This window comes from Micromonospora sp. CPCC 206060, assembly GCF_036906895.1.
Taxonomy (GTDB): domain Bacteria; phylum Actinomycetota; class Actinomycetes; order Mycobacteriales; family Micromonosporaceae; genus Micromonospora.
On record NZ_JBAKHU010000094.1, the window covers coordinates 1 to 16,986 of the forward strand.

Sequence of the window (16,986 nt, forward strand, 5' to 3'; positions counted from 1 at the left end):
CTCAGAGGGCACTTTCTATCTCCGGGGTCCCGCCGACCCGACATTCATCGGTGGATCGAGGCTCAGCGGTACCGGTCAGCCGGGTCAACGGTGCTGGGTATTACCGCTAGCTGCCGAGGTACGTCAGCACGGCCAGCACCCGCCGGTGGTCGTCATCGGAGGGCGGCAGGTCGAGCTTGGCGAAGATGTTGTTGATGTGCTTGCTCACCGCCTTCTCAGTGATCACCAGACGGGCGGCAATGGCAGCGTTGGACCGTCCCTCGGCCATCACCGCAAGCACCTCCCGCTCGCGCGGGGTCAGTTCGGTGAGCTGTGTCAACCGGCCACCGTTCAGCAACTGCGCCACCACCTCCGGGTCCATCACCGTGCCCCCACCGGCGACCCGGCGCACCGCCTCAACGAACTCGCGGACCTCCCCCACCCGGTCCTTGAGCAGATAGCCGATCCCGCCCGTCCGGTCGGAAAGCAGTTCCCGGGCGTAAACCTGCTCGACGTACTGGGAGAGGATCAGCACCGGCAGTCCCGGCACGGACCGGCGCGCAGCGAGCGCGGCGCGTATCCCCTCGTCTGTGCAGGTCGGCGGCAGCCGTACGTCGATCACCGCCACATCCGGACGGGCCGCCACCAGCGTCTCGGCGAGGCCGATACCGTCGTCGACGGCCGCGACCACCTCAAAGCCGTACGCGGTCAGCATGCGGACCAGACCGTCCCGCAGCAGTACCAGATCCTCCGCGATCACGACTCGCACGGCAACTCCACATCGATCTCGGTGGGACCACCGGGCGGGCTGCTGATCCGGACCGTGCCGTCGAAGGCGGCCAACCGGCGCTCGATGCCGCGCAGGCCGGTACCGCCCTGCGGATCAGCGCCGCCCCGACCGTCGTCGCGTACCCGCAGCCGCAACCGCGGCCCGTCGTCGACCACCTGGATCGCGACCCGCTGCGCCCCGCTGTGCTTGATCGCGTTGGTCAGCGCCTCGGCCATCACGAAGTAGGCGGCGGACTCCACCGGCGCGGCAAGCCGACGGGTGAGCCGCGAATCAAGGTCGACCGGAATCGGGCTGGCCAGGGCGAGCGCCTGCACCGCACCGGGCAGACCCCGGTCGGCGAGCAGTGGCGGGTGGATGCCCCGTACCAGGTCACGCAACTCGCTCATCGCGGCGTGTGCCCCGGCTCGGGCGTCGGCGAGCATCGCCCGGGCGGTCGCCGGATCACTGTCGAACAGGTCCTCGGCCATGCCCAGGTTCATGCTCAACGCGACGAGCCGGGCCTGAGCGCCGTCGTGCAGGTCGCGTTCGATACGGCGCAGCTCGGCGGCGGACGCGTCGACCGCTTCGGCCCGTGTCTCGGTGAGCTGCTCGACCCGCGCCGACAGGCGGGCTGCGGCGGTCGGCGCGAGCAGCCACCGGGCGAACCGTGCCTCGGCCCGGATCAGGTACCGGGGCGCCAGGTAGCCGATGACCAGATACCCGGCGCCGACCGGCACGGCCATCCAGGCGGCCGGCTGACCGTCGACGGTGAGACCGTTGAACTGGAACACGATCTCCGGTGGCAGCGCCGCCCGTACCACCGGCATGAGCAGGCCGAACGCTGCGGCCAGCCACAGCGCAGGCCCGAGGATGCCGAAGACCAGCCCGATCGCCATCTGGCCGAACATCCACCCGAGGTCCCGCCAGGTAGCCCGGTCGGTGAGGATCATCCGGGTCCGCTCCGCCAGGCCCTTCGGCAGCGGCGGCCGGTACGGCGACGGGATCGGCTCGCCGAGTACGGCACCGGCGCGACGGCGTTGCCGGTCCGTGACCCACCGGCCCCGGCGCATCACCTCGACGTAGAGCGGCAGGCCGAGCCCACCGGTGAGGCTCAGGGTGACCAGGGTCGACACGAACAGCGCCAGACACACCACGGCCAGCCTGAGACTGACCAGCAGGTGTCGCTGCTCGTGCCATGCACGCTGGATCATCTGCTTCATCGCCACGAATTCTCCCTTGGCACGGGACCATCGACGAGCCGACTGCGCTGGTCAGGGGCCGGTGTCACACCTGCGCCTCGACGGGGTGGCCGGCGGCGGGCACGCCCAGGTGACCGGGCGCCCGCCGCACGTCCCGCCAGAACCGGACGGGTTACACCAGTTCGGGCGCACGCTCCGGCTGGGCGGTCGGCACCGGTCGGGCCGGTGGGCGTACCCGCACCGGCCAGAATGCGCCCCGGCCCAGCAGCGCGGTCAACGCTGGCACCAGCAGCCAGGACAGCACGAACGTGGACAGCAGCACCCCGACCGCCACGGCGAAGCCGACCTGCGCCAGCGTCGCGGAGACGAGCAGCGCGGCGAAGGACGCGGCGAGGATCACCCCGGCGGCCGCGACCGGCGGACCGGCGTGGCGCAGCGCGAGTGCGACGGCCTCGCGTTGGGAGCGTCCGGCCCGCAGTTCCTCACGGACCCGGGCGATGATCAGAATGTTGTAGTCGGTACCGATCGAGGCGACGAACATGTAGACGATCAGCGGCAGCGTGAACGTCAGCCCCGGTTCACCACCGATGGTCTGGAACGCCAGCACCGAGGCGCCCAGCGTGGCGACGAACCCGCCGACCACCGCACCCATCAGGTAGATCGGCGCGAGCAGGCCACGCAGCATCAGCAGGAGCACGACACCGATCAGCACGCCGGCGGCCGGGAAGATCACCTTCATGTCGTCGGCGACCACCGCGCGTACGTCGACGAACGTCGAGGTTTCGCCGCCGACGTACGCGGTCAGCCCGGCGGGTGCGGCGGCGTGCGCAGCCGGCCGAAGGTCACGTTCGACCTGGTCCATCGCCTTCTCGCCAAGCGGGTCGGCCGACAACAGGAGATCGATCCGGGCGACGTCTCCGTTGACCTGCACCCCGCCGACGCCACCGACGATCGGCACGTCGGTGAGCTGCTGCGCGTACGCGGTGGCACGTGCCTCGGTGAGCCCCGGCCCGGTCAGGTAGATCGACGTCGGGCTCAGGGTGCCCGCCGGGAAGCCGGAACGGAGCTGGTCCAGGGCGCGGGCCGACTCGGTACCGGCCGGCATCGAGCCCAGGTCGTAACTGGCCCGGTAGTTGAGGGCGCCGGCACCGAGCGCCGTCAGGACGGCGATCGAGGCGAGCGCGACGAGGGCCGGCCGGCGGGCCACCATGATTCCGGTCCGGGCGGCGAGCCCGTTACCCGGCTCCTCCCGCCACTTCTTCGACGGCCAGAAGGCACGGTGGCCGAGCAGCGAGAACACCGCCGGGATCAGGGTCAGCCCGGCGAGGACCATGACGAGTACGGCGAGCGCGAGCGCCGGCCCGAGAACCCGGAACGAGCCGAGCCCGGACAGCAGCAGCGCGCCGAAGGAGACGGCGACGGCGAGCGCGGAGACCGCGATGGCCTCGCCGACCCGGCTGAGCGCGGACACCATGGCGGTCCTACGGTCCTCGCCGAGGCGCAACCGCTCCCGGTAGCGGAACAGCAGGAACACCACGTAGTCGGTGCCGACACCGAACAGCACGATCGGCAGCAGCCCGGTGACCGAGCCGTCGAGCATGACACCGGACGCCTTCGCGCCCAGGGCGAGCAGTGCCATCACACCCTGCCCGACCATCGCGATGATCAGCACGTTGAGCAGCGCGATCCACGGGCTCCGGAAGATGACGACGAGCAGGACGACGATCATGACGAGCATGCCGACGCTGACCAGGATGTCGAGGATTTCGGTGTCCTTGGCAGCGGCGGCCTCCCCGGTGTAGCCGGCATCCAGCCCGGTGCCCCGCACCAGGTCCTCGGTCTTTGTACGCAGCTTGCTGACCGCGGCCAGGGTCTGCTCGTGGTGGGCCGCCGCGCTGAACGACACCTGCGCCAACTGCACCCTGCCGTTCGGGGAGAACGCCTGCGGCGACGTCACCACCGTCTTCACGCCGGTGATCCGGGCCGCGTCGAGCGCCTCCACCACCCTCGCCGTCCGGGTCTGATCAGCAGGGGTCAGCGCCGTCCCGTCGGCGCGGGACAGCACGAGCACCGCAGTTGCGCCCACATCGTCCGGCGTCGGGAACGCCCGCTCGGCGGTTTTGGCCGCCTTGGCCGACTCGTAGCTGCCGGGCAGGAAGTCCGCCTGGTTGCCGCCCATGACCGCCGCCGGGCCATCCACCCCCAGAACGGCGAAGCTGGCACCGCCCAGCGCCATGACCGCCACCAGCCAGGCGACGATCACCCGGACCGGACGGCGAACAACGGCTGACCCCCATCGTTCGAACACTCGCGTGCTCCCTTCGCATCGTGAGCCCGTGCCGTCGGCACCGGCTTGTGATGACGCTATGGGCGTACGGGTACGCAATCGATGGTGCGCGGACGCCTGTTCGGGGTGGTGCCAGCACCACCATCCGCCGGGTTGGCCGAGGTCCCAGCGACGGCGTTCGCGAGGAAGCGAGCGACCGGCCCGCCGCAGCCGCAGCCCAGGTCGAGGACCCCTGCTGCGGCCGGCAGGCGTCGATGCGGGTCGGCCAAACGAGGGCGTATACCGGCCATCGTCGGCATTGTCGGCGCGGTAGTGGTACCAGCGGGCCGCGCAGAGACCAGGCGCCGCGCCGTCCGCGTCAGGCGCCTCGACGTGCCCAACTCGGTACCCAGACCTCGGCCGGAGCAACCGGCCGGGATGCCGCGAGGTGCCGCCGGAGCGCGATGAGCGTGGGGTGTGGGTTTCCCGTGTCGTGCACGAACGAGTGCGGGTAGACCGGCGTCGGGTTGGTGACCGGGATGCGGCGCAGGCTGTGGGTGGCCGGCCAGATGTAGCGGTCTGTGGTGCCCACGAGAGTTCCCAGGTCGGCGGAGTCGGCGATGGCGTCGAGCAGAGCTTCGGTGCCGAAGTTGGGGCCGATCGCGTCGATCCGCAGGTCGAACGCCTCGGTGAGTTCGTCGTAGTAGGCGGCCCACTCGGTGCCCTGCTTGATGCCCGGTATCCAGATGCGGTGCCCGGAAAGATCGGTAGGGGTCAGGGACCGGGCGCCGGCGAGCGGGTGGGACGCGCCCACCAGCAGCTGAAGAGGGTCGTCCAGGACGCGTTCGGCGACGATGCCGTCGGGCAGGTTGCGGGCGCCGGTGGACACGGCGCGGAAGGTCGCGTCGATCTCGCCGGCGCGGACGGCTTCGATCGCGGCGTCGACGTTGGCGTCTGAGAGAGTGACGACGTCCAGCTCGGTGCCCGGTTGGGTCTGGTAGAAGTCCCGCAGCGCGACGGCCGGCGCGATGCGCCGGTTCAGCACGTCGACGCGCAGTGCGCGCTCTCCGGGCCGGACGGAAGCGGCGGCACGTTCGGCTGCTTGAAGGAGCGCGCGGGCGTGCGGGAGGAATGCCTGTCCGTTGAGGGTGAGCCGGGCACCGCGGGCGGTTCGCGCGAAGAGGGTGACGTTGAGGCTGCGTTCGAGGTTGGCCACGCGCTTGGAGACGGCCTGTTGCGTGATGTGCAGATCGACGGCGGCTTCCTGAAACTGCCCCGCGTCGGCGACGGCGACGAAGGTGCGTACGGCCTCGATGTCCACGCCCGGATCCTACGGTCGCACAAACAGTGGTTGTGGCTCGCCCGGGTTGCCGTTGTTGGATCACAAGCAGCCGGGCCTGGTCGAATCCTCGCCGTCAACGATCGGTTGTGACGGAGGGATGAGCATGGTGCGGCAGCGGTTGGGGCGCTCGTTCGGGTGGTTGTGGTCGGCCTTCACGGCCAGCACCGTGGGTACCTGGTTGGGGTTCGGGGCGTTCCCGCTGATCGCGCTCCAGGTGCTCGACGCCGGTCCGGCGGCGGTCTCCGCGCTGGCCGCTGCGGGACTGGCGGTGGGTGCGGTGTTGGCGCTGCCTCTGGGTCCGTGGGTCGAGCGGCAGCGCAAGAAGCCGGTCATGATCGCCACGGACGTCATCCGGTTCACTGCTCTCCTGAGCATCCCGGCCACCTACGCCGTCGGACTGCTGACCTATTCCCAACTGCTCGTCGTCGCCGTGATCGGGGCGGCGGCGAACATCGCGTTCATCTCCGCCAGCGGCGCCTACCTCAAGTCGATCGTGCGACCGGACCAACTGCTGGTCGCCAACGGGCGCTTCGAGTCGACCACCTGGACCGCTACCGCCGTTGGCCCGACCCTGGGCGGTGCGGCCATCAGCCTCCTGGGTCCCGTGGTCACCGTGATCGCCAACGCCGTCGGGTTCCTGCTGTCCGCCCTGGGGATCGGCGCGATCCGTGCACGCGAGCCGAGGCCCGCACGGGAGGCCACGACGCGGGTGCGTACCACAGCCCTACTGAACGGGTGGCGGTTCATCCTGGCCGATCGCGAGCTGCGTCCGCTGTTTTTGAACACCGTGACCGTCAACGCGCTGATCATGGCGACCGAGCCGTTGCTGGCCGTGCTGCTCCTGAGCGACCTGGGCTGGCCGGCCTGGCAGTACGGGCTCGCGTTCGGCCTGCCCTGCATCGGCGGCTTCATCGGCGCCCAGTTCGCCCCGCGCCTGCAAGCCCGCTACGGGCGCCGCCGCGTGCTGCTGGTCTCGGGTGTGCTGCGCGCGCTGTGGCCGGTCGGCCTTTTCTTCGTGATGCCCGGCGTCATCGGCGTGGTCATGGTGATCGGGGTCGAGCTGGGGCTGATCATCTGCATGGGTGTGTTCAACCCGCTGTTCGCGACCGAGCGCCTGGAGCGGGTGCCCGCTGAGTGGGTCGGCCGCGTGCTGGTCGCCTGGAACGTGACCAGCACCGGGACGATCGCTGCGCTGACCGCGTTGTGGGGCGTCCTGGCCACCGTCACCGACGCCCGCATCGCGATCGGTGTCGCCGGCGTGCTGCTCCTGGCGACACCGTTGCTACTCCCGCGCCGCGCCGACGCGCAACGACCGGCCGGCGAGCCCGTACAGCCGCCGGTGACCGTTGGGGGTGTTGCTCGGCTGTGCCCGCCGGCACGGGCACACACTGATCGACCGCAGGGTTTGCCTACCGGTGTCGTGGACCAATGACGGGGCAGCGATGTCGGGCTGCCGGGCTATCTGACGGGGTCGGGTTCACCACCTGGTCGGAGCTGGCTGCGTCGGCGACTGTGTTCGCTATGATGACCGATCCGCGAGCGGATCACTTCGGAGGAATACGATGATCGACGCGGCGACCGAACGGTTCATCGAGCAGGCCGGACAGCTTCCGCCAGCGATGCTCGCGGACGTGTTCGACCGATCGGTGACGTCGTGGCAGTCGGGCGGGCGTGAGGCGAGCCGGGCGACGAAGCCGTCGGCCGCTGAGGACTCCACGTTGGATCATGCGGTACGGTCGACGCTGCTGCCGCGCGCGGACGAGCTCAACAGGTACCGGGTGGGGCTGCACTCGGACGCCAAGAGTGCGACCGTCATTGCCGCGCGCGCGATCCTCAAAAGGTCGAAACTCTCGGTCGAGCACTACGAGGTACTGGTCGAGCCATTCATCGCGGCGGGCGTCGAGGTGCCATCTCACCCCGGCGTGATCCACACCAGGTCGACGCCGGTGGAGTAGCCATCAGCCCGCGCTTGGTCTGTGGATGCCCGACCATGACCGGCAGTTCCTGACCCGATGTCCTCGCCGCCGCGGAAGCGTCGACCTCGGCGGCGGCAACACCGCCGAAACATCAAAGAATATCGCGGTAGCGCTTCCGCATCCGTGGCAGGATGTCGCATAGTCCCTACATGAAGCAGTTGCTGGCGCTCGTGGTATGCGTCGCCCTCCTAGCCGAGTCCCCCGCCTACGCGGGTACCACCTTCCGCAATCCCCTGAACGGCAGCGCGGACCCTACGCTGACCTACTTCGACGGTAACTACTACCTGGCCACCACCCTCGGCGACCGGATCGGCATCTGGCGCTCCCCTACCCTCGCCGGCCTCGCCAGCACCCCCGAGACGACCGTCTTCCGCGATCCCGACCCCAGCCGCAACAAGCAGGTCTGGGCGCCTGGCCTGTACCGGTTCGACGGGCGCTGGTACATCTACTACACCGCGAGCGACGGCGTCGACGCCAACCACCGCATGTACGTGATCGAGTCCGCCGGCGACGACCCGATGGGCCCGTACCACTTCAAGGCCCGTATCGCCGACCACGGCGAATACGCCATCGATGGCGAACCCTTCGTCCACAACGGCCGCCGCTACTTCGCGTGGAGCGGCCCCGGACGCGGCATGGGCGGCCCCGCTCAGATCTACCTGCAGGCCATGAACACCCCGTGGTCAACCACCGGCGCCCGGGTTGCGCTGCCCGCCAGCGGCGGCTGCACGGAGGTACGCGAGGGCGCGGTCGGGCTGCGCGGCCCGGGCCGGATGTTCCTGGTCTACTCCTCGTGCGACACGGGCAAGCCCGACTACCAGTTGTGGATGAAGTCCATCGCCGACGGTCTCGATCCACTGGTACCCGGCAACTGGGTGCAACACCCCGGCCCCGTGTTCTGGCGCAACGATGCCGCAGGCGTGTTCGGGCCGGGGCACAACGGCTTCTTCAAGTCCCCCGACGGCACCGAGGACTGGATCGTCTACCACGGCAAGACCACCTCCGGGTACACCTACGACGGCCGGACGACCCGGGCGCAGAAGTTCACGTGGAACGCCGACGGCACGCCCAACTTTGGCCGCCCGCTCGCGCTGGGCGTCCTGCCCGCCGCCCCCTCCGGCGACCCGTGGTCCAGCCACGACCCGGGATCGGCACGTGGCTACGTCGCGGGCGATGAGAAGCAGTACTTCGACCGCACCTCCGACGGCAACCTCGGCCACTGGTGGCAGCAGCCCAGCGGCGCACTACAGCACGACACGTGGGGTGGTCCCATCGCCGGCCGACCCACCGGATTCCTGTCTGGCCCCGAGCAGCATGCCTTCGCCCGCACCCCGGACGGTCGGCTCCGGCACTTCTGGTGGACTCCCGGCATCGGCGTACGCTCGGAGGACTGGGGCGCGGGACTGGCCGGCGACCCTGCCGGCATGGTCACCCCGAACGGCCAGAAGCACGTCTTCGGCCGCGCCCCCAACGGCACCCTCGAACACTGGTGGCAGGAGCCCAACGGCACCGTGCGCCGCGACAACTGGGGCGGAAGCCTCATTGGCACCCCCACCGCCTACACCTTCGGCGACGAACAGCACGTCTTCGCGCGCGGCACCGACAACTCACTGCGGCACTACTACTGGTACCCGGGCATTCCCAACAACCTGCCCGCCCTGGACAACTGGGGCGCAGTCGGCACCGTTCACTCCGACCCCACGGGATTCGCCTTCGGACGGCAGCAGCACGTCTTCTACCGCACCGCGAACGGCAGCGTGGAGCACCGCCTCTTCGACCACGGCGACTGGCAGATCCGCACCGACAACTGGGGCGGCAACCTGGCCGGGGCACCCTACGCGTTCCGGCACGGGCAGACGCAGCACGTGTACGGCCGGGGCGTCGACGGGGCGCTGTGGCACCTCTGGTGGCAGCCAGGGGCACCGGTACGGGCGCAAAGCCTCGGTGGGTCCCTCACCAACGACCCCATCGGCATCGCCTTCCGTAACGAGCAGCACCTGTTCAGCCGGTCGGCCGGAGGCGGCCTGCAAACCCATCTGGGTACGACGGTGACAGCCTGGCCGGGCGGGCAGATAGCGCCGTGATCCGGGTCGGTCAAGCGAACGGTCAGCGCCCGGATCCGCGACGCCTGGTCCACGCACCAGACATAGGCCCGGTCGGGCGGATCCAGGTACCGGCCGACGATTCCCGACCTGCTTGCCGCCCGGCCGCCCCCGTCGCGGGTTGAGCCAGAACTGTCCCAGATGGAGGCTCGCGGCGAGCGCGGGTGACCCGGTGCAGGAGTGAAGGCTTGCGAAATGGGCACGGTTTTGGATTCGTCGGTATGGCGCTGGCAGGATGATCGCCGTGTCGGATACGCAGTACAGCTACGTGGGACCGCCGGACGCGCCAAACCGGTATGAGCTGATCGAGCGGCGCGCTGCTGGTGGCGAGGGCGAGGTCTGGCGGGCTCGAGAGCACCACGGAGACGTGGCGTTCTCGTACGCGGTGAAGATCCTCCGGGTACCAGCGGAGGACCAGACCGACCGCGGCCTGGAGGGTCTCCGGCTACAGGCGGCGCTGGCGACCCAACTCGAACACCCGGCGCTGGTGAAGGTGAGGGAGGTCTTCGTCGGCCCGTCGCCGCATCCGGCCGGAGAGGCCGCCATGGACACCGCGCCGCGACTGTACTTCGTGATGAAGTGGATCGAAGGCCGCAGCCTCCAGGAGATGCTGGAGAGCGGCGAGGTACGCGGGTTGGACATCCTCAGGCCGCTTGCGCCGATCGCCGAGGCCATCGACTACCTGCACAGTGGCCAGGACACCGACGGCATACCGGTACTGCACCGGGACATCAAACCGGCCAACATCCTGGTCTCCGGCAGCGGGCGGGCCTACCTGGTCGACTTCGGCCTGGTCCGGCTGCGCAGCACCAGCGGTACCGCCCGGGTGTACGGCACGGCGCCGTTCATGGCACCGGAGTCCCTGGCGCGGGGCGAGTACACCCCGGCCACGGACCGCTACGCCCTCGGCGCGACCGTCTACTATGCCCTGACCGGCGACGTGGTGGTGCCCGGTGACCTCAACGGCATGACCCAGCGGCTCACCGCGTCGCTCGGCCCAGGGCAGGACCGGGTGATCCGCGGGATCCTGTCGATGGTCGCGGCGACCGCCGAGCGTCGGCCGGCCGCCGCAGCGGTCTGGGTCAACGCGCTGCACAGCGCACCGCCGGAGACGTCGATCGGCGGGGCACCGCACCCGTCTCCGCCGCCGCCCACCTCCGGGCCGTCCAACTTCCCGCTGCCACCCACCTCCGGGCCGCCCGGCTACCCGTCGCCGCCGGGCTCCCCGCTGCCGCCCGCCTCCGGACCACCCGGCTCCCCACTGCCGGGCTACCCGCTGCCGCCCGGCAGACGGCCGTCGGGGGCTCCGGGGCCGTCGGACTACCCGCTGCCGCCCAATTCGGGACCGCCAGGCTTCCCCGGGGCGCCCGGCCTGCCCCGGAAGAAGTCCAAAGTTCCGTTGGTCATCGGAATCGTGGCGGCGCTTTTCGTCGCCGCCTGCTGCGTACCGTCGATGTGGAACCTTGTCCAGGGCAACCTGCCCGGCGCCCTCAATCCGAGTCCGACCCCCAGCATCGACCGTGCCTCCCCGCCGCCGGAGGTGACCGCACTGGAGCCGGTGTTGCTGTCGGTGGCCGATGTCGTGTCCGCGATGAAGCTCGAAGACCGTGACTCGGTCAAGACGAGCACCACCGGCAACGCGCTGCACAAGGGTCTGGCCAAGCTTGCGCTCTGTTCAGGCGGCAACGTTCGCGGTGATGCGATCGGGGCGCACAGCAGCAACGGCTACTGGGTGTCCACCGGCCAGTACCCGTACCTCGGCTCGGCGGTCGCCGGCTTCTACGGCAACGCGGCCGACCCGTTCCTCGATGCCGTCCGCACGTCGGCCGAGCGGTGTGGATGGCGGCCGTTCACGGTGCCGAAGCTGGGTCAGGAGTCGTTCGGGATCACCGTCGGCGGCTCCAGCGGCATCTACGCGATGATCTTCGTACGCTCGGGTCAGACGGTCTTCCAGGTCGCGATCCAGAACGACTACCAAGGTGGCAGCTACCAGAGCGACCTGATCAAGATGGCGACGTCGATGGCCAAGCGGCTGCCGAAACCCAAGGCGAGCCGGTGACCGCCCCAGGACCGGTGGTGGCGTGAGCGCCGCGTTACTGGTCGGCGTACCCGGCGAGGACGGGGAGCGTCGGGTCACGGCGGCCGGCGGGCCGTTGCGAATCGGTCGTGATCCGCTCTGTCCGATCGTTGTGGACGACTCCCGGGCCTCCCGCGAGCACCTGGAGCTCACCTACCGGGCCGGGCGGTGGCGCCTGCGTGACCTCGCCAGCCGGAACGGCACGTTCGTCAACGGCCGTCAGGTACACGAGCTGGAGATCACGGTCGCCTGTGCGGTGCGGCTCGGCAACGCCGTCGACGGTCCCGTGCTCACCTTCCGCCCGGAAGGGCTTCCCGCTGCCCCGCCGACGGTGACCGGCCCGGCGCAGCCGGGCGTGTCGACCGAAGTGCGGTCGAGCAGGTTCGTACCCGGTGCCGAGCCACCATCCGGGGCACGATTCGCGCTGGGTCGGATTCCCTCGGCCAGCTATCCGACCGCGGATCGGATCCGGATCGGGCGGGCGCCGGACAACGACATCGTCCTCGACGACCTGCTGGTCTCCCGCTACCACGCCGACCTTGTCCGGGATGGTGCCGGATTCCGCGTCATCGACCTGGGTACGCGCAACGGCACGTACGTCAATGGGCGACAGGTCGAGCAGGCGGTGCTGTCCGGTGGGGACCTCCTCTCGTTCGGGCACCACCAGATGGTGTTCGACGGCGCCGCACTGCACGACTACGTCGACGCCGGCCGGGTGTCGTTGCGCGCCGAAGGTCTCTGCGTCATGGTCGGCGGGCGCAAGCTGCTTTCGGAGGTCTCGTTCGAGCTGGACGAGTGCAGTCTGCTCGCGGTGGTCGGCCCGAGCGGCGCCGGCAAGTCGACGCTGCTGGGGGCGCTGACCGGCAACCGCCCGGCGCAGGAAGGCACGGTGCGCTACCAGGATCGCGACCTCTACGCCGAGTACGCCGACCTGCGGCACCGCATCGGCCTGGTGCCGCAGGACGACATCCTGCACCGCCAGCTGACCGTACGCCGTGCGTTGCGCTACGCGGCCGGGCTGCGCTTCGGCGCCGATGTGACGCCTGCGGAGCGGGACCAGCGCATCGACGAGGTGCTCGGCCAGCTCGCCCTCACCGCGCACGCCGATCAGCGCATCGACACGCTCTCCGGTGGACAGCGCAAGCGCACCTCGGTAGCGCTGGAGCTGCTCACCGAGCCCTCACTACTCTTCCTCGACGAGCCGACCTCCGGGCTGGACCCGGCGCTGGACCGCGACGTGATGCACGGCCTGCGCGACCTGGCCGATCGCGGCCGGACCGTCGTCGTGGTGACGCACAGCCCGCTGCACCTGAGCGTGTGCGACCGGGTGCTGGTACTCGCCCGCGGCGGCAAAGTCGCCTACTTCGGCCCGCCGGACGAACTGCTCGACTTCTTCGGGGCGGACGAGTACGCCGACGTGTTCACCGCGGTCGCCGCCGAGCCGGACGTCTGGGCCGCCCGGTTCGCGGCCACCCACCCGCCGGCCAAGGCCGCACCGCCGGCCGAGCGGGCGGTGGCCGCCGCGCCGCCGCCGCGCCAGGGCTGGTGGCGGCAGATGGCGATCCTCACCCGCCGCACGGTCGCCGTCACCCTCGCCGACCGGTTGTACGCGGCGCTCTCCCTCGGCCTGCCGGTGGGTCTCGCCGTCCTGCTGCATGTGGTCCCCGGTTCCGACGGTCTCGGGCTGCCCGCACAACCGCCCGGGCGCAGCACCGAGGCCACCGAACTGCTGGTCATCCTGATCACCGGCGCGATCTTCATCGGCCTGGCCGGCGGCATCCGGGAGTTCGTCGGGGAGGGCGCCATCTACCGCCGGGAGCGGGCGGTGGGCATGGCGCCCGGCGCCTACCTGAGCGCGAAGCTGGTCGTGTTCGCCGTACTGAATGCGTTCCAGGCGGCGCTGTTCGTCATGCTGGGCTTGTGGGGCCGGCCGGTGCCACCCGAGGCGCTCGTGCTGGGCGTGCCGCTGGTGGAGCTGATTGTGGTCGTCTGGCTGACCATGCTGGCCGCCACCGTGCTGGGGCTGCTGGTCAGTGTGTACGTGTCCACGAGCGAGCAGACGATGCCGGTGCTGGTCGGGCTCGTGATGGCGCAGCTCGTGCTCTGCGGCGGGCTGTTCGCCGTGGTCGAGCGCGCCGGCATCGAACAGCTCTCCTGGCTGGCCCCGGCCCGCTGGGGATACGCCGCCGCAGCCGCCACGGTGGACCTGCGCGCAATAATGTTGAAGCCCACGCCGGACGCGCTCTGGGCGCATACCACCGGCGCCTGGAGCTGGGCGATGGCCGTCCTGGCCGGCCAGACCGTACTGCTGACCGTGGCGGTGCGGTGGGCACTACGCCGCCACGAGCCCGCACTGGAGAGCCGGAGGAACCGCACGTGAGCCGACGCAAGGATTCTGCCGCCGCCCTCGAGGCCGTTCTGCGCGACGGCTGGAGCAGCGCGTGCCAGCTGTACGAACACCTGGCGCGCGGTGGCCAGTTGGTCGCCCTGCCGCCCAGCGGACTGCGGCTGAGCCAGAACGAGACGGTCTTCGGCGACACGGTGCTGGGTTACGCACGCTTCTACGGCACCGCCGTGCAGTACCGGGAGAGCAGCCACCTCTGGTTCGGCTCGACGAGCTTCGTGCTCGCCGGCATGGCGGGTGACGCCATCAGCAACGCCAGTGCCCGCAGCCGCGCCCAGGCAATGGCGGCGGCGCAGTGGCGGGACCAGGCACAGGTGCGGATGATTCTGACCAACGAGCGGCTGCTCGGCGACTACCAGGGCAACCTGCTGAGCTTCTGGCACAACGGCGTAGTGGAACTCACCGCCGACCTGACCCAGTGGTCGTTCATCCTCCGCTACCAGGAAGGCGTTCCGCTGATGCTGCATGGCCCGGCGGCGCCGTGGTACGCGGTCGCGACCGCCTGGCTGATTTTCGGCCCGCAGGGCATGCACCTTCCGGCGCTCGCACCGATAAGCGCAGCCGTCGCGCAGCGCTCCCGTGCCATCACCGGGGAGGTCGTGCCCGGCCAGCCCTGAACCGGCTCGGGCTGGATCGCGACGCGGACCTGGGCGGGACCGTCAGCGGCCCTGCGCAGGTGCGGCGATACCTTCCTCGATCGCCAGCCGGGTCAGCTCCGGCCGCCGACGACGTCCTGTCTTTTCCCGGATCCGGTCGAGGTGGGATCGGACGGTACGGACACTGATCGCCAACGCCTCCGCGATGTCCTGGTCCCGTTCGCCAGCTGCCAGCAGCGACAGCACCTGACGTTCCCGGTCGGACAACGGCACCCGGTACAGCGGCTGCCGTCCCCGGGACGAGTCCAGCAGGATCGAGGCCAGGGTCGGCGACACATAGGTGTTGCCGGCGGCGATCTCCCGTACCGCCCGGAGGATCTCGTCGGCGTCGGCGTCCTTGGTCAGGTAGCCGCGGGCCCCGGCGGCGATCGCCCCGAGCACGTCGGACTGGTCACCGTGCGCGGACACCACCAGCACCCGGTGGCCCATCCCGGTGACCGCGACCACCGCCGCCGCGTCACGTACCCCCGGCAGCCGCAAGTCGAGGATCACCACTCCGCCGCCGGGCTGCCGGTACGCCGCGAACTCCTCCACCGACTTGGCGGTCACCCCAACCTGGACATCCGGCGCGTCTCCGAGCGCGCGGACCAGCGCGGCCCGGTAGAGGGGGTGGTCCTCCACCACGGACACCTCGATCGTCGGCACGCCGGTCACCGGGTCTCCCCCGCGCCGGTGGTCGGGTTGGTGACGCCCGGGGCGGCGGGCCGCTGGGCGGCGGCCGGGTCCAGCGCCGGGCCGACGGGGAACAGCGCCAACACGGTCGGTGGCACCGGCGTGGGCCGAACCGTCCCGTACCCGAGCGCCTTGAGCGCGTCGCCGTCCGGTACCGGATACCGCACGCCCTGGTCGGTGAGGAGGAAGACGGCGCCGAGGACGGCCTGCGGTGTCGGTCGCTCACGTACCACCGCAGCCCGGCCGGCCGGTACGAACACCATGTCGGCTCGCGAACCGCCACCGGCTGCTATCGGTGCCGCCCCGGCCGGCACACCGGTGCCGGCTCCCAGCCGGACAACCGGCCGGTCGCCGTCCACCGTCGCACACACCGCAGCCCCTTCCCGGGGCACCTCGGCCGGCGGGGCGAGTCTGGCCGAATAGTCGGCGGCGGTACCGGCCACCGACGGCGACTGCGCCACGTCGGCCGGTGTCACCGGAACCTCGCGCGCCGCGCCACCCGGGTAGGCCGCCCGGTTCGCCGGATTGCCGAGCACCAGCGCCGCCTCGGTCTGTCCGATCGCCAGCAGCCCGTCGGCGTGGACCAGGTAGTAGCGGGGCTCGGTGCCGACGGTCGTGGCGGCGAGCACCTGACCGACCCGGGTGCTCTGGTCACCGACCCGGGGCCCGGCGGCACCCACCCCGGCCACCGTGATCAGTCGCAGGTCCGGGCCGGCGAGCACCGCGTTCAGCCAGGCCGCGCTGACCGGCAGCGGGCGTACCGCGTCGTAGCCGAGGGCAACCGCCGTGGCCGGGTCGGCGATCCGGTGCCGGCGCCCGGCCACCAACGCGTGCGCGGTGCCGTCCGGGCCGACTACCAGTAACGCCGTCGCCGCGTTCACCTCGGCGCCCACCGGCGGAATCCCGACCAGCGCCGTGGTGACTGGCGGAGTGCCTGCGGGCCTGCCGTCGGCGCTCTGCGCACAGACGGTGAACGGCCCGGTCAACAGCCGGTCCCGGGCCGGCAACGACGACGGCGCGCCGGGTATCCCGAGCGGGACGCCGCGCGGCGCGCCCGTCAGCGACTTGCTCGACACCCGGCTGGTGGCGGTGCCGTTACCGCCCGCGAGCAGCCGCGCGGAGGCGTAGTTGAGCATCGGGTGGAGCAGCCCGTCGGCGCCCATCACGTACGCCGCTCCGGTGTCCTTGTCGATCACCACCTGGCCGGGCTTGCGCCAGTCGGTGTTCGAGCCGGGCCGCAGAAACCCGTACACACCGAAGCCGGCGGTCACCAGCAGGGCGACCGCTGCGCCGAGCGCACATCCGATGACCAGACGGCGGCTCGGCGACACCGGGTGGTTGGCGTCACCGACCTGTAGCGCCGAGACGAGCCGGCGCCGCAGGAACTGGTACGCCTGTAGTTGGTCGCGCTGTGTCCACATTAGTTCGTTCCCGCCATGGTGCGGTGCACGTCCGGTGCACTAGAACCAACGCCGTTCAGTTAGGGGCGTGGCTGGTTCGTCAAGGGCCGGTGGTGAGGATGTCGATGCTGGTGGTGGCCTTGT

12 protein-coding genes are annotated in these 16,986 nt (G+C 70.8%); 6 read left to right on the forward strand and 6 right to left on the reverse strand.

Going from position 1 to position 16,986, the window contains the following annotated elements:
- Nucleotides 1–106: 106 nt before the first annotated feature.
- The 4 genes from V6U90_RS29895 to V6U90_RS29910 form a co-directional block, all read right to left on the reverse strand.
- Nucleotides 107–748, reverse strand: coding sequence for a response regulator transcription factor (locus V6U90_RS29895; protein ID WP_334443807.1), 642 nt, complete (start codon nt 746–748; stop codon nt 107–109).
- On the reverse strand, nt 736–1,968 hold the full coding sequence (locus V6U90_RS29900; protein WP_334443832.1) for a sensor histidine kinase: 1,233 nt from the start codon (nt 1,966–1,968) through the stop codon (nt 736–738). The genes V6U90_RS29895 and V6U90_RS29900 overlap by 13 nt, the downstream gene beginning before the upstream one ends.
- A 151-nt stretch (nt 1,969–2,119) precedes the next feature.
- Nucleotides 2,120–4,255, reverse strand: coding sequence for an MMPL family transporter (locus tag V6U90_RS29905; protein WP_334443809.1), 2,136 nt, complete (start codon nt 4,253–4,255; stop codon nt 2,120–2,122).
- A 337-nt stretch (nt 4,256–4,592) separates the two neighbouring features.
- A complete protein-coding gene (locus V6U90_RS29910) occupies nt 4,593–5,534 on the reverse strand; it encodes a LysR family transcriptional regulator (RefSeq protein WP_334443811.1) in 942 nt (313 codons plus the stop codon).
- A gap of 124 nt (nt 5,535–5,658) precedes the next feature.
- On the opposite strand from V6U90_RS29910, the gene V6U90_RS29915 reads away from it, so the two are divergent.
- The 6 genes from V6U90_RS29915 (at nt 5,659) to V6U90_RS29940 (ending at nt 14,731) form a co-directional block, all read left to right on the forward strand.
- A complete protein-coding gene (locus V6U90_RS29915) occupies nt 5,659–6,987 on the forward strand; it encodes an MFS transporter (protein ID WP_442933694.1) in 1,329 nt (442 codons plus the stop codon).
- A gap of 130 nt (nt 6,988–7,117) precedes the next feature.
- Nucleotides 7,118–7,510 carry a hypothetical protein gene (locus tag V6U90_RS29920; protein WP_334443814.1) on the forward strand — a complete coding sequence of 131 codons (393 nt, stop codon included), beginning with the start codon at nt 7,118–7,120 and terminating at the stop codon, nt 7,508–7,510.
- 170 nt (nt 7,511–7,680) lie between these two features.
- Nucleotides 7,681–9,615, forward strand: a complete 1,935-nt coding sequence (locus tag V6U90_RS29925) for a family 43 glycosylhydrolase (protein ID WP_334443816.1) — start codon at nt 7,681–7,683, stop codon at nt 9,613–9,615.
- A 262-nt stretch (nt 9,616–9,877) separates the two neighbouring features.
- A complete protein-coding gene (locus V6U90_RS29930; protein ID WP_334443818.1) occupies nt 9,878–11,692 on the forward strand; it encodes a serine/threonine-protein kinase in 1,815 nt (604 codons plus the stop codon).
- A 22-nt stretch (nt 11,693–11,714) separates the two neighbouring features.
- Nucleotides 11,715–14,090 carry an FHA domain-containing protein gene (locus V6U90_RS29935; protein ID WP_334443821.1) on the forward strand — a complete coding sequence of 792 codons (2,376 nt, stop codon included), beginning with the start codon at nt 11,715–11,717 and terminating at the stop codon, nt 14,088–14,090.
- A complete protein-coding gene (locus V6U90_RS29940; RefSeq protein ID WP_334443823.1) occupies nt 14,087–14,731 on the forward strand; it encodes a hypothetical protein in 645 nt (214 codons plus the stop codon). The genes V6U90_RS29935 and V6U90_RS29940 overlap by 4 nt, the downstream gene beginning before the upstream one ends.
- Nucleotides 14,732–14,773: 42 nt before the next feature.
- On the opposite strand, the gene V6U90_RS29945 is transcribed toward V6U90_RS29940, so the two are convergent.
- Both V6U90_RS29945 and eccB read right to left on the reverse strand, forming a co-directional pair.
- Nucleotides 14,774–15,424 carry a response regulator transcription factor gene (locus V6U90_RS29945; RefSeq protein WP_334443826.1) on the reverse strand — a complete coding sequence of 217 codons (651 nt, stop codon included), beginning with the start codon at nt 15,422–15,424 and terminating at the stop codon, nt 14,774–14,776.
- Complete coding sequence (gene eccB / locus V6U90_RS29950) at nt 15,421–16,863, reverse strand: type VII secretion protein EccB (protein WP_334443830.1); 1,443 nt, start codon at nt 16,861–16,863, stop codon at nt 15,421–15,423. The genes V6U90_RS29945 and eccB overlap by 4 nt, the downstream gene beginning before the upstream one ends.
- Nucleotides 16,864–16,986: the final 123 nt, after the last annotated feature.